Source organism: Paenibacillus sp. FSL R5-0345, from assembly GCF_000758585.1.
Lineage (GTDB): Bacteria > Bacillota > Bacilli > Paenibacillales > Paenibacillaceae > Paenibacillus_AQ.
In genome coordinates this window covers 1,397,546-1,419,026 of record NZ_CP009281.1, presented here as the reverse complement: position 1 = coordinate 1,419,026, position 21,481 = coordinate 1,397,546, and the positions used below count along the sequence as shown (strand labels likewise).

The following is a 21,481-nucleotide window of genomic DNA, read 5'->3' as shown; positions in this document are numbered from 1 at the left end:
ATGGGGGCTTGACCACTCCTGCCAACAGGCTTTTTAATAATCATCGGAATATTTATTGATCGTTCAATTCTCCAGGTTACTCTGCTTACAGAACAACCTCAACTTCTTTGAGCATTTCACTAACAGAGATTAAACCGCCACCGGACAAGTACCAGTAGTTAGGATCAAGGTAAATGATTTTACCGTTTTTAAAAGCATTTGTGTTCTTCACGAGATCGTTCTCAACTGCATCCTTCGCTGAACCGGATTTGCTGCCATCACTCTTCACAGCTGCATCTCTATCTACTACGAACAGATAATCCGGATTCTTGTCGGCTACATATTCGTACGATACGCTTTGACCATGAGTGGATACTTCGATTTTATCATCCGCTTGAGCAAATCCGAATACATCATGGATAATACCAAAACGTGAACCTGAACCATAAGCACTGATTTTTCCTTCATTGGCAAGAATAATAAGAGATTTTTTACCATCGGCTTTAGCTTTCTCATTCAGAGCTTTAACGGAGTCAGTAATAGTCGCAAGCTCAGCTTCTACTTCAGCTTCCTTGCCAAAAATTTGGCCCAGCGTCTTCACATTTTTCGTGAAGGATTCCATGTAATTCGCATTATCTACAGCAACGTACAATGTAGGTGCAATTTTGCTGAATTCATCATAAGAATCTTGCTGTCTGCCGGAAATGATGATCAGATCAGGAGAAAGACTATTTATTTTTTCGAAGTCAGGCTCTTTCAAACCACCGACATTCTCATATTTGGCATCGCTATATTTAGAGAGATAAGAGGGTACATTGCTTTGAGGCACTCCAGTCACCTCTACGCCCAGTTTATCCAAAGTATCGAGTGTACCGAAGTCAAATACAACGACTTTCTGCGGGTTACTCTTAATCGTAATTTCTCCAAGTTCATGCTTAATAGTAAGCTCTTTGGATTCTGTATTCGGTGCAGTAGTAGCCTCTGTATTGCCTGCCGCTGCTGTATTATTATCTGAAGTTGCTGCATTATTGGAGCCACAGGCCGCCAAGATTACGGCAAGAAACACTGTCATGATTAGTAAAGATACGTTCTTCTTCAAAATATTCACCCCTATAATTTATAGTCAAGCTATTTGAATTATTCGCGTATTCGTCAAGAAGCTGGCGCCTATCACTTCTAGCGTTACGTCATAATAATTTCCGAATATAAACGGCGTCTTGTTTAAAAATAGACACCAATTTTACGACCACCTATTGTTTCTATAGGGATATCCATGTCATATACATCCCTAAGCACTACAGTATCAATAATTTCATCCACCGTACCCGATGAAGCTACCCGCCCATTCTTGAGCGCTACAATGTAGTCAGAGTAACAAGAAGCGAAATTAATATCATGAATGACGAGCACAATCGTCTTGCCCTTCTCTTCTACCAATCGGCGTAACACCTTCATAATTTGTACAGAATGCTTCATATCCAGATTGTTGAGTGGTTCATCGAGCAAAATATACTCAGTGTCCTGAGCCATAACCATCGCAATATACGCTCTCTGACGTTGTCCACCACTAAGCTGATCAATATATTTATCCTGCATCTCTTGAAGGTCCATGTAAGCAATCGCTTCGTCAACGAACGCTCGATCCTCAGGTGTGAGCTTCCCTTGTGAATAAGGGAACCTTCCGAAAGAAACAAGTTCCTTCACGGTGAGGCGTACGCTGATATGATTGGACTGCTTTAGCACCGATATTTTACGAGCAAGTTCATTACTCTTACAGCTGCCAATTTCCTTCCCTTCAATCAGTACTTCTCCTGCGTCTTTAGAGATAAGTCTACTGATCATGGAGAGCAACGTGCTTTTACCAGCTCCGTTAGGGCCGATAAACGAGGTGATTGCACCCTTTTTAATGGTTAAAGACACATCATCAACAACGGTTACTCCGCCATAACGCTTGCTTACATGCTTAACTTCTACCACGACTTATTCTCCTTTAACAGCAGATAGACAAAGTAGACGCCACCTGCAAAATTAATGATTACACTAACCGTAGTAGTGAATCCAAACACACGTTCAACTAGAAACTGTCCCCCGACAAGAGCAATAATGCTTAGCAAAATCGTGCCGGGAATCAGATAGGAATGCTTATACGTACGGAACAACTGATGCCCCACATTGGCTACTAGTAAACCCAAGAAAGTGATCGGCCCCACTAAAGCCGTTGATATTGAAACGTAGATGGATACAATTACTAACAGCCTTTTGACTACATAGTCATAATTGATTCCTAAGTTAATGGCTTCATCTTTCCCTAAAGAAATAACATCTAAATACTTCACAAATCGCATGAAATACAGCGTAGTTAACGCTAGAACAACTGTAGACAATATCAGTAGATCACTGCTGACGTTGTTGAAGCTGGCGAACATTTTTCCTTGCAGAATCAGGAATTCATTCGGATCAATGAGCACTTCCATAAAAGAAGATGCACTCTGGAACATCGTCCCCATAATAAGTCCTACGAGCAGCAGGAAGTATATGTTTTGACCCTCTCTTCGGAACATTAGCTTATACAGCACACCTGAGAACAGAACCATGATGCAAGCTGAGAACAAGAAATTCACATTTTTATTCATAAACGTCATATTTGATGAGCCTAGGGCGTATACACCGAACGTCTGGATCAACATGTACAAAGAGTCTAGCCCCAGAATACTAGGTGTCAAAATCCGATTGTTCGTAATGCTCTGAAAAACTACGGTAGAGACAGCTATCACCGCTCCGGTAATTAAAATGGCCGCCAGCTTTCTCCCTCGACTGGGTAGAACATAATCCCAATTGCCCATAACATGATAGGTCATAAACAAGACGATGAGAGCAACAGCGCTTAAGGATAATATAGTTAGTTTCGTCTTCATCACTAATTCGCCTTTCTTCTCATCAGCAAGTAGATAAACAGACCACTTCCGATGACGCCTACCGTGAGACTGATTGATATTTCGTATGGATATATAATGAGCCTGCCCAGAATATCACAGAACAGGAGGAACACCGCGCCGAGAATGGCAGTATGCGCCAGATTTTTTTTCAAGTTATCGCCTATGTATAGCGTTACTATGTTAGGTACAACAAGACCTAGGAAAGGAATTGTACCTACGGTTAAAATAACTACTGAAGAGATTAACGCTACAATCACCAATCCTACGTTCACAACCGCTTTGTAGTTCATACCGAGATTAACGGAGAAATCCTCCCCCATACCGGCAACGGTGAACTTATTGGCGAAAACATACGCGAGAATAACAAGCGGAATACTGATATAGATTAATTCGTATTGACCCTTAATAATCGTTGAGAAATCGCCAAGCATCCAAGACGAGATATTCTGAACCAAATCATTTTTGTAAGCAAAAAATGTAGTAATCGAGCCTACAATGTTCCCGAACATGAGTCCGACCAGCGGGATGAAAATACTATCCTTGAACTTGATCCGATCCAAGATTCTCATAAATATAAATGTTCCCAATAGGGCAAAAACAAAAGCAACGAGCAGCTTCTGCATCGGCGTCGCCCCTGTGAACAGCATCAGGGACACGAGAATACCGAATTTCGCGGAATCCATCGTGCCCGCTGTAGTGGGAGAAACGAATTTATTTCGTGATAATTGCTGCATAATTAATCCGGCAATACTCATGCTTACACCAGCTATAATCAGTGCAGCTAAGCGTGGAATCCGGCTGACTAGCAGAGTCTGCATCTGAGATTCCGTAAGCGAAAAAAGATCCAAAGGTGAAATATCTTTTACGCCTATAAACAAAGATATAAATGAGAATACTATTAGAAGTAGGGACAAATATTTTAGTTTCATGAGTTGTTCCTTATCTGTTTAATAGTTAAATAGTTTGAGAAATAGATGATATTATCGGTATTGATAATGATTTTCATTTGCACTATGTTCGATTATACCTAAGCCCACTTTGAGGGTCAACCCTTTCGTATAGTAAAATTTAAAACAATTGAATTTTATAAATCACATTAAAAAAGAGACACCCTAATAGGCATCTCTTTATCACATGATCTATTTCCGCTAGCTATAGCAGTTATTTATACTTGTGCCAATCCTGACTACTGTTCTCCAACAGATGTGCAAAATCATTCTCAAGCCGCTTTTGCTCAGCTTTTCGCTGATCTTCAACCGCTTTACGAGCAGCTTCCTTGCGGTCATTCTCTTCCGCTTTCAACGCATCAGATTGCGCCTTCAGCTTTCCTAGAACATCACTGCTCAGCAGGTCTTTTAGCGTAGCTGGTGCATCGGTCGCAGCAGGACGCGGAGTGGTAGGCATTTTCTTTTTTTTAGCCACTGTCAATCATCCCTTCTAGTAATGAATTAATTTGGAATTCGTTTAAATTATTGGTCTTTTCGTTTATAATGTTCACTAAGAGGTGAGCCATATGAAGTCCACTGATTTATGTCCCCAACTACAAAAAAGTATGGATATTATCGGCAGGCGTTGGACAGGTTTGATCATCTACCAGCTCCTCCAAGGACCACAACGTTTCAATGTGATTGAAGCAGCTTTGCCCATCAGCGGAAGGTTACTCTCCGAACGGCTTAAAGAGCTGGAACTGGAAGGAATCGTTCTTCGAGAAGTATTCCCTGAGACACCTGTGCGAATCCAATATTCCTTAACGGATAAAGGACTTGCCCTAGAAACAGTCATCCGAGATTTGCAGCGTTGGTCAAAAATATGGATTGATTGTGACACAAATAACGTAGGCTCAACACTTGAAATGTAAGCGTTTCAATTATGGCTATTAGATTTTAAGTCCTATGATCACCAAATCACGTTCTATACCATCCAGTTCAGCTACACCGGGTAGTAATCCCCACTGCTTAAAACCGAATTTTTCTAGCAAACCAAGGCTTGGATCATTATGTCCGAACACAAAACCAACTAGATTCTTAATGCCGAGACTAGGTGCTTTATCAATGGCCTCTTTCAAAAGAATTCTACCAGCTCCATCACCACGGAACTTTTCACTCACGTATACACTAATTTCTGCTGTTGCATTATACGCTGGACGACCGTAGAACGATTGAAAGCTGAACCATGCCGCAATTTCATCCCCCTGCTTAAGTACCCACAAAGGGCGATGATGGCTGTTATGTTCAAGGAACCATTTTTCTCTGTCTGCAACAGTAATTGGTTCCAGATCCGCAGTGACCATCCGTCCAGCAATCGTTGAGTTGTAAATCTCCACAATAGCTGCTAAGTCTGCAGGTGTTGCATCTTCAATCCTGCTATTCTCCCATTTCATCCCTTGATTCCCCCAAATGTGTTAATTACTTAGGCCGACCTGCTCCTGGCTCCATAGCCACAGCCGCTGCGCCTCTTGTCTATTCTGCGCTCTGGGAGACAGCTGCTTAATCTTTCGTCGATAATAATATTGTCCTGTTACTTCTCGAAGCTCAAGTGCCGTTGCCAAATAAATCGCTGTATCGGCTCCTTGCTCGGGTGTTAAGAAGAAGTATGACAGCAGCTTAAGGATCGACTTGCCGAAGCCCGTCTCTCGGTTCACACCGATATTCGTGCCTACTGCTCCTGGATGTACGCAATTCACAGTCACCTTTGTACCATGAAGACGCAAAGCCAGCTCCCTTGTGAACAAAATATTAGCTAGCTTGGACCGAGCGTAGGCTTTGGCGGGATTGAAACGGCGTGCGAGGGTTGGATCTTCATAGTGAAGTGCACCTATTTTGTAAGCACCGGAAGCAACGACAACGATACGGCCTTGCTCTGCCACCTTTAAAGGCTCCAGTAACAGATTCGTAAGCAGATAATGCCCCAAATGGTTTACACCAAGATCCATCTCAAAGCCGTCCTTCGTAAGCTGACGCTTAATCGTGACTACCCCAGCGTTATTGATGAGTATATCTAGAATCGGATATTTCCGGGTGAATTCCTCCGCAAAACTACGAATGCTCTCCAGCGAGGCCAGATCACACAACATCAGCTCGATATCCTCGGAGTGGCTCTTTTGTTTAGCGGCAGCAAGCGCTTCTTCTCCTCGCTGGCGATTGCGGCATACCATTATTACTTTGGCTCCCTTGCGAGCCAGTTCAACTGTCGTCGCTAGCCCCATTCCGGAATTTGCTCCAGTTACAAGTACAATTTTACCCTTCATCCCAAGAATCACTCCTCTCTCAACAACCGTACCCCAATAAGCTTCCACCTAACCTTACGAGAAGTATATTTAAAGATTATGTTACACCAACTAGTAGTCTCAAGAAAAGCTACATCTCACGATTAATGGTATAGATGAACAAATATGCGTTACTGCTTAAGGTTAAGTTCTAGAATAGGGATGTCGTGATTAGCCAACGATAGGTGTAGTTCATCATGTGCGTCTAGTCTATTTTTGATCTATAATAAGAATATTGCGGTTCTAATCGTGAAGTTGAAAGGGGAATACCAACTATGAATAACGCTCTGACAAGCCTAGAGCAGCAAATGGCGAGTGAAGGACTTGATGCCCTCCTCGTAACAGATCCCAAACATGTCTACTACTTAACCGGATTCGCCAGCGATCCGCATGAACGCTTCCTGGGTCTGCTGTTGATACGTGGAGAGGAGCCTATGCTGATTCTACCCGCACTAGATGCGGAAGCAGCTCAAGCCGCTTCTTCAGTCACCAAACTCCTAACCCACAGTGACACTGATAATCCCTATATCCTGCTTAAGGATTGTTTCGGCAGCAGTAAGATAGGTACTCTTGGCATAGAGAAGGAACATTTCTCAGTAGCCCGTTTTGAACATTTAACCGCTGCCGTTCCAGCGGAACGATTTAGTGATATTGGTCCATTGCTGCGCAGCATGCGTTCCAAAAAGACCCCGGATGAAGTTAAGCGCATGAAGCATGCCGCTGAGCTAGTTGAGGAAGCTTTGCGCCGCGTGCTTACCCATGTAAAATCAGGTGTTACAGAAAACGATCTAGTAGCTGAGCTAGAATATCTAATGAAAAAGGTTGGCGCTTCTGGCCCTTCCTTTGACACCATGGTGCTTTCTGGTCCGAAAACCGCCCTGCCTCACGGTGTTCCAGGCAACCGGGTCATTCAGCCAGGTGACTTCCTGATGTTTGATATCGGGGTATACGCTGATGGTTATGCTTCCGATATTACACGTACCTTTGCTATTGAATCCGTGGATGACAAGCTTGTCACGATCTACAACACCGTGCTCGCTGCTAACGAAGCTGGGATCGCTGCTTCCAATCCTGGAGCTCCTTTCGGTTCTGTCGACAAAGCTGCACGTGACGTGATTGAAGAAGCCGGATTCGGAGAATATTTCTTGCACCGTGTCGGACACGGACTGGGTATGGATGTACATGAATATCCATCACTCCATGGACAGAACGATGACATTATCGAAATCGGCAACGTGTTCACCGTTGAGCCAGGGATTTATGTACCCGGACTAGCAGGTGTGCGTATCGAAGATGATCTGATTATTACAGCTGAAGGTGCGGAGACCTTAACAAGCTTCCCTAAGGAACTGACTATTCTTCATTTGTAGAAAAGAAAATATAGCCGTAGTTCATATGAGCCCAATATTGATACCAAGAGTATCCGAAAAATATTAGAATCAAAGATAGCCCATCCCTAATAAGTTGGAAAAGAATCACTTTCAACTTACTGTGATGGGCTTTCTCTTTTTCCCGCACCATACTCGACTTATTCAGACCCTTTCAAATCCATAATCCCTTTCAACATTTCATCTGCCATTTCCGCATATTGGTTATCTCCATTAGTTGACTTTGCCTGTCCGCATCATTCTACTATTCAAATTTTAACTGGAGAGAATCACAAATTGGCATATAGCCAATCTTTTGATAGATGCTATTAGATGTGGGATTTGCTAAATCCGTATATAAGACGCACTTAGTAAATCCTTTATCCAATGCAAGTTGGCTTATTTGCGCCACAATTGAAGTAGCATAACCCTTACTGCGCTCATATGGAGGGGTATATACAAATGCCACGCCAATAGCCGTCTGCATTACCCTTGTATATCCTGCCATAGAAACGGGTATCCCGTTGTCCTCTAAAATATAGAGTTTTTTCGATGCTATTCGGTAGAGGTAAGGGTCTGCATCTTGCGGGATGGACATTTCTGTTTTGCCATAACTCGCCGCTGCATAAAATGCTTCAGCCCAGTATGGGAAAAAGTGAATATCCTTTTCATCCAGCAATCGAACGATACCAGCCTTTTGAATGTCTGGATTTACTGCCGTAAGTTCATATATACGTTGGCTCATGGTTGTTTCAAAAGTTAATCCCTTGCGCAAGGTATATTCTTTGGCAAAATACTCTGCCAAGGTTTTTTCGGTTGTTACACCTGGAATTTCACGATCTTTCAACCCATCTATCAGACAGTTTATAGCTTCTGGGTTAATTTTGTTGTCCGTTGCATAAAGCGTAATATTGTGTGGCGGTGTCATTATGGCGGTAAGTTGTGTACCCTTAGCATCCGAAATCGTTGCCATAAGCCAATTTACAGGGTCACGCCAGTCTGTTTTGTCTTTTCCTTCATGCCCAATTATGATATTGCCAAGAGGAATCAAATTTTGCGCTTCATGACGCATCAGCACATCATAGGTATCAATGTAAAACTCATGCACATCCGTATACAACTTGAATTGCATTACAATATCCCCCTTTCACCTGCTCAACGTTTTTCCGGATTTTTCGAAACTAATCGTTCTTTCTTACGGTTTGCTAATTTATCAAAAGCACTCCTGCGCTTTAACCCTGCCTGTTGAACTGCACCACTCCTTACCCAAAGCTTCAGCATGATCAATTTTAACTTGCCGTAATGTCAAACGTTCTGTAACCATCAATTTACTCATTCGATAACCCTCCAATTTAATAATTAATTTATGAAGACGCAAAAAAACCCCATCCCATTTGGGACGGAGCTGCTCCGCGTTACCACCCTGATTGACGTTTATAATAAACGCCCACTTAGCCATCGTCCAACAACGATGCTTCTTTGTAACGGTAGAATCCCGGGCCCATCTACTATAATTCGGGGGCCAGCTCTGAGGTGATTTTTCGATTCGGATACCCGCTGCCTCGCACCAACCGGCAGTTCCCTGAACGGCATTTCCGTATCTACTTGTCCTCTTCATCGTATTTGGTAATTATTAATTAAGCTCAATATAAGATATTTGCAAAATTCTGTCAATAACTCAAACAACAACTGCCAAAGGAACTGCTATTCCGCAGAAATCTCTACGTACTATCTAACCCCAATTTGACGCCGAAATTAGGCATTAACCTTGCCTAGGGCGAATATCTTAACGGGAAAGTACATTTTAAAAATGAGGTGATACTCTTGGGATACTTCGTTACTGTGGAACCGGGCGTAAAAGTATTTATAGAGGACATCAATCCGAAGGGAAATAAAACGATACTTTTTATTCATGGCTGGCCGCTAAACCATAACCAGTTCGAATATCAGTTCAATTTCCTTCCTAAGCTCGGATATCGTTGTATCGGAATGGACTGGAGAGGATACGGCAATTCGGATAAACCATTCGATGGTTACGGTTTCGATAGATTAGCAGATGATCTTCGTATGGTCATCGAGGCGTTACAGCTAAAAAACATAACACTGGCAGGACACTCTACCGGAGGCGCGATCTCAATTCGTTATATGGCTCGTTATAAAGGGTACGGGGTATCTAAACTCGTCCTAATCGACGCTGCGTCTCCATCAAGCGTTCCAAAAGAATTTACGAATAAAATTATCGAAGATACAAACAATGACCGTCCAAAAATGCTGCAAAACCAAACGGAGCTTTTTTTCTTTCAGTACATTTCTGAACCGAAATCCGAATGGTTCTTTCTAATGGGTTTACAAGCTGCGAATTGGTCGACTTCCGCCATTATGGTCACGCTAAGAGACGAGAATGTTTACAACGATCTTGGACAGATCGATGTACCCACATTAATTATTCATGGAATTCATGATAAAGTCGTTCCGTTTACCCAAGCTCAGGAAACAAATAAGCTGATTAAAAATTCGCAATTAGTTCCATTCCAATACAGCAGCCATTGCCCTTTTTTGGAGGAGCGTGATAGATTCAACCAACTATTATCTTCTTTTGCATAACGCCTCGCCAATCTAATACCTTATCCTTCAGTTCACTAATTCATCTTCTGGCAACTGCTCTGCTGGCTCCTCACACCTGCATTCCCCACATCCCACGAATCGACTCTGCCTCTTTAACCATCCTGCCGACTAGCTCTGAGACTGTAGGGATATCATGGATCATTCCTGTTACTTGACCAGCCCAGCCGATGCCCTCTTCTTTGATGTCATCATAAACCCAGCGCTTGTTGGCTGCGCCGCTGATGTATTCTTTTAAGGCCTCATACGTCGGTGTTACACGCTCGACTTCAAGAATTATGTCGCTGTATTCATTGCGTAATACTCGCGCAGGTGCTCCGATAGATCGTTTGATTACGACTGTATCTGACTCAGAACTTTCTACTAAGGCTTTTTTATAAGAAGCAGCCGCATGAACACATTCCTCTGTAGCAACGAAACGTGTCCCCATTTCAATTCCCTCAGCCCCCAGTGCATGGGCAGCCATCCATCCGCGGCCATCCCCGATCCCGCCTGAAGCAATCACAGGAATTTCAACCGCATCCACTACTTGGGGCACGAGCACCATAGTCCCAACATCATCACGTCCCAAGTGTCCTCCTCCCTCTTGGCCAACAACAATAACCGCAGAAGCGCCTAATTGTTCAGCTTTTTGGGCTTGTCTACGTGAGGAGACGAGCACCAGCGTTTTAATATTCGTAGACCGAAACATTTCCAGCATGGGGGCTGGGTTTCCTCCGGTGAGGCTCACGACGGGAACCTTCTCGTCGATGGCGATCTGCACCCGATCTTCATAACCAATACCATGCATACCGATGGCAAAATTAACACCAAATGGCTTGTCCGTCAAAGTACGTACCCGTTCTATTTCTGAACGTAAAGCCTCTGCACTCGGAAGACTCATCGCTGTGACCTGACCCAATCCACCAGCATTCGAAACTGCAGCCGCGAGGTCTGCATAACCTAAATAAGCAAGTCCACCTTGAATAATAGGGTACTCTATGTGCAATAACTCCGTAATACGGGTGTTCCATTTCATTTTCATCTACACCTTTCCTATCTTTAACCCAAGCAGAATCATAGCGAACAACAAGGCAACTCCCACCGCTAGATAATCCATTTGCTGCAATTGCAATACCCTATAAGAAGTTCTCCCTTTACCATTTCCATAAGCACGCGCATCAATCGCATAACTCAGCTGTTCAGCACGTTGAATCGTCGTGAAGAGCAAAGGAATAATGATCGGGATGTAAGCAAATATCCGTCTAGGCGGCGATAATGCTGTAAGATCATAACCTCTTGCCTTTTGTGCGAGAAGAATACGATCCAGCTCCTCCTTGATGGTAGGAATAAACCGAATCGCAATCACTATCATTAATGAGAGTTGTTCTACAGGTACCCCCAATTTGGACAGAGGAGCTAACAGCTTTTCAAGACCATACGCTAAATCTAGCGGTTTAGTAGTTAATGTTAATATTGAGGCTAATAAGATGAGCAATATTATACGCCATACAAAACGTAATCCCATTCGCAGTCCTTCTTCAGTCACCTCAATAAATGACCATGACCAGAGGATCGTTCCTTTGGTAAACACGGCGTTATACACAAAGGTAAACAGCAAAATAAATAATAGCGGGCGCAGCCCTCGCCAGAAAAAATGAAAAGGAACCTTTGAAAAAAGTAAAATTCCGAACACAAAAAAGGTTGCAATAACATAGCTAAGACCTGTTCCAAGCGTTAGAAAGCTCAGCATGAGAATCACGATACCAATAAGCTTTGTACGAGGATCTAAACGATGGAAAATCGAATGCGTCTCCACATATTGACCCACTAATACGGAATCAGCCATGTTCATGCCCCCTCGAGTGCCAAATCGGCAGAACAGCATCGAAGATATCCTGCTCTTTACAGCTAGAAACCTCTATTTTTTGACCGGATAGTTCCTCTACTAGCTTCAATAGCTGTACGGGTTCAGGCATGGACAAACCTAATTCTATTAATAATTCTTCCTTTTCCAGAAATAATGTTCTGGGGTTATAATGCCCTTTTAGCTGACCTTTGTGAAAAACCATCACCTCATCCGAGTACTCGGCAACATCATCCATCTGGTGTGAAACGAAGAGAAGCGTGCGCTGGTCTTGTTGTTGCCATGATTTCAGCAGCTTCAACAAAGATACTTGGCTGGCTGGATCGAGCCCCGCTGTTGGTTCATCCAAAATTAGCAGCTTCGGATTCGTCATCAGCACAGAGGCAATAGCCACACGGCGCTTTTCTCCACCGCTTAATTGGAATGGATTTAAAAGGAGAATCTCCTCTGACAGACCTACTTGCGGCAAAATCCTTTCAATCGCCTCTGTAATTTGCTGACTTGAAGCCCCCTGCAGATTTAGAGCAAAAGCAAGCTCCTTATACACCGTGGTTTCGAATAGCTGATGCTCCGGATATTGAAAGACGAAGCCCAGCTCAGGGACGACCTTTAATTGTCCTTTGGCATCTCTGGGAGCAGGCTGCTGATCAATCCAATAGTCGCCTTTTACGGTGGGAATCAAACCCTTCAGCACTTTGACAAAGGTAGACTTTCCTGCGCCCGTTGGACCGATAATCGAAATCCATTTGCCCGCAGAAAGGGTACAGTTTACATCGTGCAAAGCCACATGATCAGCATAGTTCACACTTAAATGATTTAATTGGTAGACCATTGTGATCGGACTCTCCCCTTCCAATCGGGTGTTGGCGGCGCTGCTGAATGGAGTAATGCTTGTACACGCACTGCAAAGGGCAGTTGTAATTGATAGTCCGCAACAGGCATCGTTTCAAAAAAAGCCAGTGGATCGCCGTCAAACTCAAGCCGCCCTTGATGCAGGAGTAATAATCGCTCTGCTGAAAGCACTTCCTCCATATGGTGAGTGATCTGAATAATGGTCAGACCTTGTCGATGCAGCTCTTGCATGATGGAAAGCACCTGCTGTCTTCCCTGAGGATCAAGCATAGAGGTGGCCTCGTCAAAAATAATGACTTGCGGGCGCATCGCCAGTATAGCGGCAATAGCAACACGCTGCTTTTGACCTCCAGAAAGCTGATGTGGCATAGCATCCAGATAATCCTCCATATGAACAGCCTGCAAGGCATCCTCCAATCGGCTGCGCATTTCCTCCCTTGGCACACGAATATTCTCCAAACCAAAAAGCACCTCATCCATAACGGTTGTGGTGATAAATTGATCCTCTGGATTCTGAAAAACAAAGCCGATTTGCTGATGAATTTCTGTAAGATCAGCTGGCTTTGAGGTGTCTAGGCCCTTAAATTGTATCGCCCCTTTTCGCGGCAGCAGCAAACCGTCCATTAGCTTGGCAATGGTTGATTTGCCAGAGCCATTAGCGCCAACAATCGCCACAAATTCCCCCGCTTCTATTGTAAAGCTGATATCCTCTAAGACGGGCTGACCCTTTTTATAATAAAAATGAACTTGATCGAAGGTAAGCATTTATTCACTCCCCTTTTGACGGTGCCAAGCAGCGAAAAATGCCTCAATGCTGTTCTCGGAAAAGGCAGGCGCAGGCTTCTCCCATTTCGTCACCTTTGATCCATTCACAGCAAAGATTTCACCGGTTAAATCCGCATCGGTCTCGCTCAATACTGCATTTACGAAGGTAGCAATATCCTCTGGAGCGCCTATTCGCCAAAACTCCGGGAACGGTTCATTACGACTGGCATGTTTCTCTTTCAAATGATCAATGACAGGTCTGGTCATATCTGTTAAAGCGGCTGGTGAAATCGCATTTACCCTAATCTTGTCACGCTTCAACTCCGCTGCGAGTGTCCACATCATTCCGAGAATTCCAGCCTTGGCTGCACTATAATTTACCTGACCCACGGAGCCTGTTAACCCAGCGGTGGAGGTCATCAACAGAATATCGCCGCCTGTCTGACGCATATGCGGTAGTACGCGTTGAATGCTGTAATAGGTGCCATTTAAATGTACATCCAGCACGGCCTTCCATTCTTCATCTGTCATCCGTAGACACTTCTGATCCTGCAAATTGCCAGCGTTCGCTATCAACACCTCAATATGGCCGTATTTAGCAATAACCTCATCAACCATTACAGAGACCGTAACTGGATCTGCTACATTCGCAGAGTATCCCGATGCTTCACCGCCTGCCTGACGAATCTCGCGCACAACCTCATCGATTAAGACTTGTTTTGTGCCATTTACAGCCACTTTATAACCGGACTTGCCGAGCTGCACGGCGATACTGCGCCCGATCCCTCTTGTCGCTCCAGTAATTAAGGCTACTTTGTTCATGATTACACCTCTTTCACTGAAAAAGCTCCTGAAGCAATAACATCGCCAGCTTCTGTTGTAAGGATCACTTTCACAGCGCAGTCATCCTCCACAAAATCAAAAATAACGACATTATCTACTTCTATAGGTTGATGAAATTTCAGCTCATACCGAGTGATCCACTGTGCCCGATGCTCAGCGAGATATAAGGATTGAGCTAATCCCATAAGATACATTCCATGTGCAATGGGCCGCTTAAATCCAACTTCAGCTGCAGCATCTTCATCTAGATGAATAGCGGCCAGATCTTGGGAAGCAGCTGCATATTGCCGGATGGCTTCAGCAGTTATGAATTTTTTCATCATGATTATCACCTACCCGAATTAACACCGTTTCTGCAGTAACTATAAGCTCACCTTCACATTTACAAACCAGTGTATGGTTGTAAAAGGTCAGCTTGCCCTGCCGGCCTTCCTTTTGCACCTTGCTCGTTAATGCTAATTCACAATCTAACATCATTCCCGCTGTAATCGGAGCTTGATATGAAAATTTCTGAGTGCCGTGAAGCAAAGGTTCTCCCTTATTAAGCCAAGGAATATCGAAGGCCTGCCAAAAAATAATAGGCATCGTAGAAGGAGCAATCAGATGACCGTTAGTCGTCTGCACGGGTGCCTCAATACTCTGCGCATAGTCCGAAATCCACTCAGCTGACACATGAATCTGATGATGAATGCAGTTCATTCTACCGCCTCCACAAGCGTTGCCAGCCCCATCCCACCGCCGATGCCCAAAGTGGCAAGTCCCCTTTTATAAGGAGTACGCTGCATTTCAGCAAATAACCTCGTCATTAAAATGGCTCCGGACGCCCCGTATGGATGACCGATAGCTAATGCGCCTCCTCCAAGATTGACCTTTTCCTGTGGAATCTGAAGCTCGTTCAGTGAGGCTAGAACTTGCGAAGCAAAGGCTTCATTAAACTCTACAATATCTAAATCGGTTATGGTCAGCTGTTGACGATGTAACACCTTGTGTACAGCTGGAACTGGCCCCATACCTAAGTAGTTCGGATCTACACCTGCCGCTTGCGCATCCACTACACGCAGGATAGGCTTAAGCTTGAGTTGCCGACATTTCTCACGGGACATCATTAATAAGAGCGCCGCACCATCATTAATAGGACAAGCATTTCCAGCAGTGACAGTACCCTTTTCTTCAAAAATTGGCGGTAGCTTTCGCAGCTTATCCAAGCTCGTATTGACCCTAGGACATTCGTCGGTATGCACCCACTCTCCCTCAACCAGAAGAGGTACAATCTCCTGCTGAAACTGGCCACTTTGCTGAGCATGAACGGCCTTCTGATGGCTTTTTAAGGCATATTGATCCTGCTCTTCGCGCGAAATCCCGTACTTCCGCGCTACATTTTCCGCAGCAATCCCCATATCCGGATCACCGTAAGCGCTAGGTGTAAAATGAGCACGGGTATATAGCTGTGGAATACCCATCAAGGTCTGTGGCTTAGCCATCTTCCAGGGAGCACGGCTCGTGCTTTCAACGCCGCCTGCGAAATAAATCTCACCAGCACCGCTTTGAATAAGCCTAGCTGCAATATTAATCGCCTCTAGCCCAGAACCGCACTGCCGATCCACAGTGACACCCGGAACCGAAACAGGCAATCCCGCTTCGAGCGCTGCTACCCGGGCAATATTCCCACCCGGACCGACCACATTTCCAATAATGACATCATCGATTATATCTACAGGCAGGTTTGTCTCTGCCACAATATGCTGAATAAGCGGCGCCAGTAATGCTTCCGGCTCCAATGTACTTAATAAGCCGCCCATCCTGCCAATCGGTGTGCGTTTTGCCATGACAATCACTGCTTCTATCATACCATCGCTCTTTTCACATAGTCTTTCATCGCTTGCCGGGCAATTTTGCCACTGCTTATATAGATAAACTCATCAACTGTCAGCAGCTTCTTCGGCGCTTTGTAACTTGCTAAATACTGGCGACAATAATTCTTTATTTCGTCTATAGATAAATGCTTTGCACCATTCCATTTCACGAGGACTGCCAGCTGTTCTCCCCAATAATCGTCAGGGACGCCAAGCACCATTACTTCTTGTATTTCCGGAAGATGCTCCAGTACTCGCTCTATTTCCTCTGGATAAACGTTCAGCCCACCCGAGATGATTCTATTTTTCAAGCGACCCGCCAGATATAAATAACCAGCTTCATCCTGATAAACATAATCCTCCAACACAAGCCATCCCTCTCGAAAAGCTGCTGCGGTCTCCTTCGGCAATTGATGGTAGCCTAGAAATATCATATCACTTCGCACATATAACTGCCCAATCTCCCCCGTAGGGACTTCACGGAACTCTTCATCACGAATGGAAATTTGCACTCCGGGATAGGGCTTGCCTACAGAGTTCGGATTATGCTCTTCCAGAACATCCAAATAACTAATATAACTCGCTTCTGAGGAACCATAGGATTCATAGAGACGCGTTCCAGCGAACACTTCTATACTCTTTTTTTTGGACAACTCCGACCACTTTGCACCTGAGCTAATAATCGCATCAATCTGCGTCTGCCCAGGAACAGCCTGCTGCATCATGGATTCAAGCATTGTCGGTACAACAAACAACACCACACCCGGAATCTGCTTGCACAGCTCTAACACCTGTGTGGCGCTAAATTTTTGCATAATATGAAAGTTTGCTCCACCATACAGACTCTGCATTACAGCGAACAAGGACAGCGAATGCACAAACGGACCCGGTGCTAAAACATCCTTCATAGAGTCCAATTCAAAGGCAGCACTCGATACCTCAAAGCTCTTTAACCACGATAAATGGGTACGCATATATCCTTTGGGTAGCCCAGTTGTGCCTGAAGTAAAACCGATAAATAATAACTCGTTCGTCTCATCCAACTCAGCCTCTGGTTTCAGCGCATCCAGCCACTGATCATAGGAACCTGTTCGTTCATTTGAAAAAGTCAGCGTTGGGATGGCTTCGTTCATAAATACCAGATGCTTTGCAGCTTCCGGCTCAGCAAAAATCATCGACGGCTGGCACTGCTCTATAATCATCTGCAGCTCATTTGCGCTCCACTTGGGATCTAAAGGAATCGGAACACAGCCCGCATAAATAGCCCCTAAGAAAACTTCAACAAATTCAATACGATTCGTAGATAAAATAGCAATTTTGTCATGCTTCAAGCCCTTTTGCTGTAGACCATTCGCAATTCTCTGCATCGCTTGTACTAATGTTGCATAGGTATGCGTCGCTTGGGCCTGGGTTAAGGCAATGCTGTCGGGCTGCTGTGCTGCATGGCGCAGTATAGGCACTACTAGATTCATCCTTAATCACACCTGTTCGTAATTTCTATGACTACCGAATATGTACACTCTCTTCGATCGGACTGATAGCACTTAAATTGAAGAGCAATAACGGCAGCTTCAACCTCCGAATTGCAAGGCACACTATTAGAATTGCTACGATAGCTTATTTTAGCTTTATATTAATTTTATGTACACATTTTTCATGTAACGATTAAGCCTTCTAATGACCGGAAAAATCAAACAGCGCGCATCGATTATAATCGGTACGCGCTGGCTGTAGTGTTGTTTATTCCTTCTTTTGAACAGATGAAGGTATTCCATCTTCAGCAAAAGTAAAAGTTCGGGCGATATATAAGATAGGTGTGCTTACTGCGGTTAGTAAGAATTTCGCTAGATACGTTGTAAGCAAAATTTCAAGCCATACACTCCAGTTATACAACCCAGCAAATGCAATGGTGCAGAAGATTAGTGTATCCACAAAAGAACTGACCATCGTGCTGCCGTTGGAACGAATCCACAGCTGACTTGAGGTGCTGTAATATTTGCGAATCCAGGCGTATAACCGAACATCTAGGAACTGACTAATGAAGTAAGCAGTAAGACTACCCAGAGCTAGTCGAGGCATCAGCCCAAAGATCGTCTCTAAAGAAGACTGAGCGATATCGGTCTCTTGCGGCTTAAATACTAGTACCATCTGCATAATGACTGTCGTCATAAGCAAAGTGAAGAAACCAAACCAAACTGCTTTGCGTGCTTCCGCTCTTCCATACTTCTCATTAAGCAAATCGCTGGTCATATACAAAGTGACATACATCGTATTTCCGAGTGTCATCACAATATCAAATGGCATAGCAATCGTCTTAGCTACCTGAATGTTAGCAATTACAGTAGCGATACCTACCCAGGCATACATTCCATTTTTGCCGAACAGGCGGTAACAGAGTAGAAAAAAGGCAAAATTGACAATAACAAATAAAACTCCCCACAACAAATTGAACATATTACTTAAATTCCTCCTAGTTTTGTTTACGCGGGATGGTTACGAACCGCGGCTTACCTTATGTTTGGAACAAAACATTAATACTCTATCACACTGTCATCAAACAATCCATAAAAATAAACAAATAATGAATTGGGTATTTATACCCATTTTTATTAAATAAAAATAAAAGTGTCAGTAATAATTCATCTTTTTCAGAAAAATATGCTCTATAAACTAAAATTTTCACTATTCATCCAGAGGTTAATTCTATAGAATAGTATCAAACACTTCATTCCCGATCCATTTAGTTGATATATTACATAACTATGGAATATATTGCAGGTTGCCAGACACTAGCACTCGGTAGGGAGATAGGATGTATTCCAATAAGAAATGGAGCTTCGCTGTCCATAAAAAGGGGAGAACAATATGTTTCGTTTCAAGCAGTCGATCAGTCGCCGATTCACGCGTTTATTGTTTGTAGTTCTATTACTCACGTCTCTTTTGTTAAGTACCAGCTTCTACTTTATATCCACCAGTATTTTCAACAGCTATGTCATGCCACAAATCAATCAAATTCTAACTGCAGCTGCTCAGGACGTATATAAGAATATAAACACCATGCATGCTCAGCAAGCACTAAAGAAGAACGAACAAGCAGCCACCAATCTTGAATTCTATTTTCAGGATAAGAAGAAGCAGCATGGGGTTGAGACTATTTTTCTAGTCAATCTTAAAGGCAAGGAAGCCGAGGTTCTGACCGTAGATCATGATGGAAAATTAAAGCGGGATGAAATTGTTAAGGTATCTTCTGCAATGCAGCAAGCTCTTAAAGGAAAGAGCGGACTAAGCGATACATACAGAGACGCCCATGGTGTACATAAGTCAGCTTATATCGGAATTCCCGGAAGTACGATGGTTATCGGAATCAGCAGTGATGTAAGCTTTATTCAAGAAAAAACAAACAGCATTCTGTGGACCAGTGCCGGGATCACTCTGCTAACGCTAATCATAGGTTCAACCGGTGCCTGGTTTATGAGCATGCGGATAACTCGTCCCATCTCTAAGCTTGCAGCTTACAGCGCCCGTCTCGCAGAGGGAGATTTCACAGAGGAATTAACGGTTAATGGCACTGATGAGGTCGCTCAGCTATCCAGAAGCTTCCAAGCGATGACCCTACGCCTAAAAGAAATGATTGGACATGTACTCGTTACCTCAAACACAGTAGTCACCGATTCCAATTCCTTAAGAGAGCGTGTAGACGTCTTAAATGAAATGGCGGACCACTCTAGCTCTTCCGTAGTAGAAATCGGCAAAGGTAGTACGACCATCGCGAGCAGTGCTCTAGATAATTCAAAAGCTATGGAAGAAATCAATTTCGGCATTCAGCATATTGCTTCAGCAGCTACCGAAGTCACAGAGCAGATCAGTGAAGCTTCCGCTGAGGCGAGTGGTGGTAATGAGATTGCTCAAAGTGCTGTTCTGCAAATGCGCCAGGTTGAACGTGCTTCTTTGCAGTCACTGGAGCAATTACAAATTATGAACGAACGTTCAGTAATGATCGGAGAAGTCGTTCATAGTATTACTGAAATTACGAAGCAAATCCAAATGCTGTCACTCAATGCTTCGATCGAAGCAGCGCGTGCAGGCGAACATGGTCGCGGCTTTGCCGTTGTTGCCGGAGAAGTACGCAAGCTTTCCGAACAATCCCGTAATGCGAATGAGCAGATCCGTGATTTCCTACTCGGACTTCAGGAAGATATGAATCGCTCCGTTACTGAGATGAACCAGGTGAATTCTGAGGTAGCCTCTGGGGTAGGCAAGGTGACAGAAGCGGGCGATGCCTTCAATCACCTCCTGATTCTGATCCAGAGCATCAATCAGAATATTCAATCCGTATCTGCGGCTACGCAGCAAATCTCAGCAAGTACGGAAGAAGTCAGTGCTTCCGTCGAGGAAACCGCACAAATTACTTCAAGATCCCAAGAAAGTGCGGATACATTATCCGAGAACTCAGAGCGCCAGCGTATAGAGCTTGAAGGACATGCAGTAACCGTCCAACATCTCTATGAGCAGGCTAAGAAGCTTCAGGAAGCTGTACAACAATTTAAGATCTAAAGCTCAGGCTCAAATAAAAACAGCCCGTTCACACGAAAGTGTTGAACGGGCTGTTTTGTTTTAGCACTATACTCAGTCTGTAGAGCAGAGTAAACCTCAAAGTCTTCAACCCACTAACTAACCTTGCTCGCCTAACGAGTCACCATTCACCGCATAGGAGATCTTAATAATACTAATGTCTCGGCGCCCAAAGAATGACCGATACGCCGATCACACAAATAACAGCACCGACCCAGTCATATACATCGGGTGTTTTCTTGTCTACAAGCCAGCCCCATAACACAGCTAGTACGATAAATACCCCACCGTAAGCTGCATACACTCTTCCGAAGGACGGAAACTTCTGCAATGTAGGGATAATGCCATAGCCAATCAGAATCAAAGAACCTACCAAACCGTACCAGAGAGGTCGTGATTCTCTCAGCCATAACCATACCAAGTATCCGCCTCCAATCTCAGCAAGGCCGGCAATTACAAATAGCAGAATGGCAGCAACCATGTCATCCCTCTTTCTTATCGAACTCATAAAAATCTAAATGAATCAGCAGAAGATGATGAAAATAGATTGAGCAAGCTGACTACTACAGCATCACCTGCTG

At 44.0% G+C, this 21,481-nt stretch carries 24 protein-coding genes, 1 riboswitch and 1 other annotated feature; of the genes, 4 read left to right on the top strand and 20 right to left on the bottom strand.

Annotated features, from left to right (window positions below; genetic code table 11):
• Positions 1 to 85 precede the first annotated feature (85 nt).
• From R50345_RS06365 to R50345_RS06345, 5 genes are all read right to left on the bottom strand, one after another.
• Positions 86 to 1,078 (bottom strand): siderophore ABC transporter substrate-binding protein, encoded by a 993-nt coding sequence (locus tag R50345_RS06365; RefSeq protein ID WP_269321982.1) that lies wholly within the window; start codon positions 1,076 to 1,078, stop codon positions 86 to 88.
• A gap of 122 nt (positions 1,079 to 1,200) precedes the next feature.
• Entirely contained in the window at positions 1,201 to 1,956 is a 756-nt protein-coding gene (locus tag R50345_RS06360) for an iron ABC transporter ATP-binding protein (RefSeq protein WP_042125014.1), read from the bottom strand.
• The gene (locus tag R50345_RS06355; protein WP_042125012.1) at positions 1,950 to 2,894 is read right to left on the bottom strand and encodes an iron chelate uptake ABC transporter family permease subunit; all 945 of its coding nucleotides are present in this window, start codon (positions 2,892 to 2,894) and stop codon (positions 1,950 to 1,952) included. Before R50345_RS06355 ends, R50345_RS06360 begins: the two co-directional genes overlap by 7 nt.
• Before the next feature lie 2 nt (positions 2,895 to 2,896).
• Positions 2,897 to 3,844 (bottom strand): ABC transporter permease, encoded by a 948-nt coding sequence (locus R50345_RS06350; protein ID WP_042125010.1) that lies wholly within the window; start codon positions 3,842 to 3,844, stop codon positions 2,897 to 2,899.
• 232 nt (positions 3,845 to 4,076) lie between these two features.
• The gene (locus R50345_RS06345; protein ID WP_042125008.1) at positions 4,077 to 4,337 is read right to left on the bottom strand and encodes a YqkE family protein; all 261 of its coding nucleotides are present in this window, start codon (positions 4,335 to 4,337) and stop codon (positions 4,077 to 4,079) included.
• A 91-nt stretch (positions 4,338 to 4,428) separates the two neighbouring features.
• Here R50345_RS06345 and R50345_RS06340 point away from each other — a divergent pair, with 91 nt between their 5' ends.
• Positions 4,429 to 4,773 (top strand): winged helix-turn-helix transcriptional regulator, encoded by a 345-nt coding sequence (locus tag R50345_RS06340; protein WP_042125006.1) that lies wholly within the window; start codon positions 4,429 to 4,431, stop codon positions 4,771 to 4,773.
• Between the two features lie 18 nt (positions 4,774 to 4,791).
• Here the strand turns inward: R50345_RS06340 and R50345_RS06335 are convergent, their stop codons facing one another.
• Both R50345_RS06335 and R50345_RS06330 read right to left on the bottom strand, forming a co-directional pair.
• A complete protein-coding gene (locus R50345_RS06335) occupies positions 4,792 to 5,295 on the bottom strand; it encodes a GNAT family N-acetyltransferase (protein WP_042125004.1) in 504 nt (167 codons plus the stop codon).
• A 21-nt stretch (positions 5,296 to 5,316) separates the two neighbouring features.
• The gene (locus R50345_RS06330) at positions 5,317 to 6,162 is read right to left on the bottom strand and encodes an SDR family oxidoreductase (RefSeq protein ID WP_042125002.1); all 846 of its coding nucleotides are present in this window, start codon (positions 6,160 to 6,162) and stop codon (positions 5,317 to 5,319) included.
• Positions 6,163 to 6,455: 293 nt separating this feature from the next.
• On the opposite strand from R50345_RS06330, the gene R50345_RS06325 reads away from it, so the two are divergent.
• Positions 6,456 to 7,550: a M24 family metallopeptidase gene (locus tag R50345_RS06325; RefSeq protein ID WP_042125000.1), complete on the top strand. Its 1,095-nt coding sequence runs from the start codon at positions 6,456 to 6,458 to the stop codon at positions 7,548 to 7,550.
• Between the two features lie 262 nt (positions 7,551 to 7,812).
• On the opposite strand, the gene R50345_RS06320 is transcribed toward R50345_RS06325, so the two are convergent.
• Complete coding sequence (locus tag R50345_RS06320) at positions 7,813 to 8,679, bottom strand: GNAT family N-acetyltransferase (RefSeq protein WP_042124998.1); 867 nt, start codon at positions 8,677 to 8,679, stop codon at positions 7,813 to 7,815.
• 81 nt (positions 8,680 to 8,760) lie between these two features.
• Positions 8,761 to 8,883, bottom strand: a complete 123-nt coding sequence (locus R50345_RS32180; protein ID WP_269321981.1) for a hypothetical protein — start codon at positions 8,881 to 8,883, stop codon at positions 8,761 to 8,763.
• A gap of 56 nt (positions 8,884 to 8,939) precedes the next feature.
• Positions 8,940 to 9,174, bottom strand: a binding site (T-box leader).
• Between the two features lie 197 nt (positions 9,175 to 9,371).
• On the opposite strand from R50345_RS32180, the gene R50345_RS06310 reads away from it, so the two are divergent.
• The gene (locus R50345_RS06310) at positions 9,372 to 10,151 is read left to right on the top strand and encodes an alpha/beta fold hydrolase (RefSeq protein WP_042124994.1); all 780 of its coding nucleotides are present in this window, start codon (positions 9,372 to 9,374) and stop codon (positions 10,149 to 10,151) included.
• A 70-nt stretch (positions 10,152 to 10,221) separates the two neighbouring features.
• Here R50345_RS06310 and R50345_RS06305 read toward each other — a convergent pair whose 3' ends face one another.
• The 10 genes from R50345_RS06305 to R50345_RS06260 form a co-directional block, all read right to left on the bottom strand.
• Positions 10,222 to 11,187 (bottom strand): NAD(P)H-dependent flavin oxidoreductase, encoded by a 966-nt coding sequence (locus R50345_RS06305; RefSeq protein WP_042131926.1) that lies wholly within the window; start codon positions 11,185 to 11,187, stop codon positions 10,222 to 10,224.
• Positions 11,188 to 11,193: 6 nt separating this feature from the next.
• On the bottom strand, positions 11,194 to 11,997 hold the full coding sequence (locus R50345_RS06300; protein ID WP_042124992.1) for an energy-coupling factor transporter transmembrane component T family protein: 804 nt from the start codon (positions 11,995 to 11,997) through the stop codon (positions 11,194 to 11,196).
• The gene (locus R50345_RS06295; RefSeq protein ID WP_042124990.1) at positions 11,990 to 12,847 is read right to left on the bottom strand and encodes an ATP-binding cassette domain-containing protein; all 858 of its coding nucleotides are present in this window, start codon (positions 12,845 to 12,847) and stop codon (positions 11,990 to 11,992) included. The genes R50345_RS06300 and R50345_RS06295 overlap by 8 nt, the downstream gene beginning before the upstream one ends.
• Positions 12,832 to 13,632 carry an energy-coupling factor transporter ATPase gene (locus R50345_RS06290; protein ID WP_042124988.1) on the bottom strand — a complete coding sequence of 267 codons (801 nt, stop codon included), beginning with the start codon at positions 13,630 to 13,632 and terminating at the stop codon, positions 12,832 to 12,834. Before R50345_RS06290 ends, R50345_RS06295 begins: the two co-directional genes overlap by 16 nt.
• Complete coding sequence (locus tag R50345_RS06285) at positions 13,633 to 14,454, bottom strand: SDR family oxidoreductase (protein ID WP_042124986.1); 822 nt, start codon at positions 14,452 to 14,454, stop codon at positions 13,633 to 13,635.
• A gap of 2 nt (positions 14,455 to 14,456) precedes the next feature.
• Complete coding sequence (locus R50345_RS06280; RefSeq protein WP_081954017.1) at positions 14,457 to 14,795, bottom strand: MaoC family dehydratase; 339 nt, start codon at positions 14,793 to 14,795, stop codon at positions 14,457 to 14,459.
• Positions 14,773 to 15,174, bottom strand: a complete 402-nt coding sequence (locus tag R50345_RS06275; RefSeq protein ID WP_042124981.1) for an FAS1-like dehydratase domain-containing protein — start codon at positions 15,172 to 15,174, stop codon at positions 14,773 to 14,775. Before R50345_RS06275 ends, R50345_RS06280 begins: the two co-directional genes overlap by 23 nt.
• Complete coding sequence (locus tag R50345_RS06270; RefSeq protein WP_042124979.1) at positions 15,171 to 16,322, bottom strand: thiolase family protein; 1,152 nt, start codon at positions 16,320 to 16,322, stop codon at positions 15,171 to 15,173. Before R50345_RS06270 ends, R50345_RS06275 begins: the two co-directional genes overlap by 4 nt.
• On the bottom strand, positions 16,319 to 17,800 hold the full coding sequence (locus R50345_RS06265) for an AMP-binding protein (RefSeq protein ID WP_042124977.1): 1,482 nt from the start codon (positions 17,798 to 17,800) through the stop codon (positions 16,319 to 16,321). Before R50345_RS06265 ends, R50345_RS06270 begins: the two co-directional genes overlap by 4 nt.
• 268 nt (positions 17,801 to 18,068) lie before the next feature.
• Positions 18,069 to 18,782, bottom strand: coding sequence for a queuosine precursor transporter (locus R50345_RS06260; protein ID WP_042124975.1), 714 nt, complete (start codon positions 18,780 to 18,782; stop codon positions 18,069 to 18,071).
• A 10-nt stretch (positions 18,783 to 18,792) separates the two neighbouring features.
• Positions 18,793 to 18,838: riboswitch (PreQ1 riboswitch) on the bottom strand.
• Positions 18,839 to 19,193: 355 nt separating this feature from the next.
• On the opposite strand from R50345_RS06260, the gene R50345_RS06255 reads away from it, so the two are divergent.
• The gene (locus R50345_RS06255) at positions 19,194 to 20,882 is read left to right on the top strand and encodes a methyl-accepting chemotaxis protein (protein ID WP_042124973.1); all 1,689 of its coding nucleotides are present in this window, start codon (positions 19,194 to 19,196) and stop codon (positions 20,880 to 20,882) included.
• Between the two features lie 172 nt (positions 20,883 to 21,054).
• On the opposite strand, the gene R50345_RS06250 is transcribed toward R50345_RS06255, so the two are convergent.
• On the bottom strand, positions 21,055 to 21,381 hold the full coding sequence (locus R50345_RS06250; protein WP_042124971.1) for a YnfA family protein: 327 nt from the start codon (positions 21,379 to 21,381) through the stop codon (positions 21,055 to 21,057).
• Positions 21,382 to 21,481 lie beyond the last annotated feature (100 nt).

Coding starts and splice junctions, on each gene's coding strand:
- R50345_RS06355 (WP_042125012.1), bottom strand. CDS start 2,894: ATGAAGACGAAACTAACTATATTATCCTTAAGCGCTGTTGCTCTCATC.
- R50345_RS06350 (WP_042125010.1), bottom strand. CDS start 3,844: ATGAAACTAAAATATTTGTCCCTACTTCTAATAGTATTCTCATTTATA.
- R50345_RS06340 (WP_042125006.1), top strand. CDS start 4,429: ATGAAGTCCACTGATTTATGTCCCCAACTACAAAAAAGTATGGATATT.
- R50345_RS06335 (WP_042125004.1), bottom strand. CDS start 5,295: ATGAAATGGGAGAATAGCAGGATTGAAGATGCAACACCTGCAGACTTA.
- R50345_RS06330 (WP_042125002.1), bottom strand. CDS start 6,162: ATGAAGGGTAAAATTGTACTTGTAACTGGAGCAAATTCCGGAATGGGG.
- R50345_RS06325 (WP_042125000.1), top strand. CDS start 6,456: ATGAATAACGCTCTGACAAGCCTAGAGCAGCAAATGGCGAGTGAAGGA.
- R50345_RS06320 (WP_042124998.1), bottom strand. CDS start 8,679: ATGCAATTCAAGTTGTATACGGATGTGCATGAGTTTTACATTGATACC.
- R50345_RS32180 (WP_269321981.1), bottom strand. CDS start 8,883: ATGAGTAAATTGATGGTTACAGAACGTTTGACATTACGGCAAGTTAAA.
- R50345_RS06305 (WP_042131926.1), bottom strand. CDS start 11,187: ATGAAATGGAACACCCGTATTACGGAGTTATTGCACATAGAGTACCCT.
- R50345_RS06300 (WP_042124992.1), bottom strand. CDS start 11,997: ATGGCTGATTCCGTATTAGTGGGTCAATATGTGGAGACGCATTCGATT.
- R50345_RS06295 (WP_042124990.1), bottom strand. CDS start 12,847: ATGGTCTACCAATTAAATCATTTAAGTGTGAACTATGCTGATCATGTG.
- R50345_RS06290 (WP_042124988.1), bottom strand. CDS start 13,632: ATGCTTACCTTCGATCAAGTTCATTTTTATTATAAAAAGGGTCAGCCC.
- R50345_RS06285 (WP_042124986.1), bottom strand. CDS start 14,454: ATGAACAAAGTAGCCTTAATTACTGGAGCGACAAGAGGGATCGGGCGC.
- R50345_RS06280 (WP_081954017.1), bottom strand. CDS start 14,795: ATGAAAAAATTCATAACTGCTGAAGCCATCCGGCAATATGCAGCTGCT.
- R50345_RS06275 (WP_042124981.1), bottom strand. CDS start 15,174: ATGAACTGCATTCATCATCAGATTCATGTGTCAGCTGAGTGGATTTCG.
- R50345_RS06270 (WP_042124979.1), bottom strand. CDS start 16,322: ATGATAGAAGCAGTGATTGTCATGGCAAAACGCACACCGATTGGCAGG.
- R50345_RS06265 (WP_042124977.1), bottom strand. CDS start 17,800: ATGAATCTAGTAGTGCCTATACTGCGCCATGCAGCACAGCAGCCCGAC.
- R50345_RS06260 (WP_042124975.1), bottom strand. CDS start 18,782: ATGTTCAATTTGTTGTGGGGAGTTTTATTTGTTATTGTCAATTTTGCC.
- R50345_RS06255 (WP_042124973.1), top strand. CDS start 19,194: ATGTTTCGTTTCAAGCAGTCGATCAGTCGCCGATTCACGCGTTTATTG.
- R50345_RS06250 (WP_042124971.1), bottom strand. CDS start 21,381: ATGGTTGCTGCCATTCTGCTATTTGTAATTGCCGGCCTTGCTGAGATT.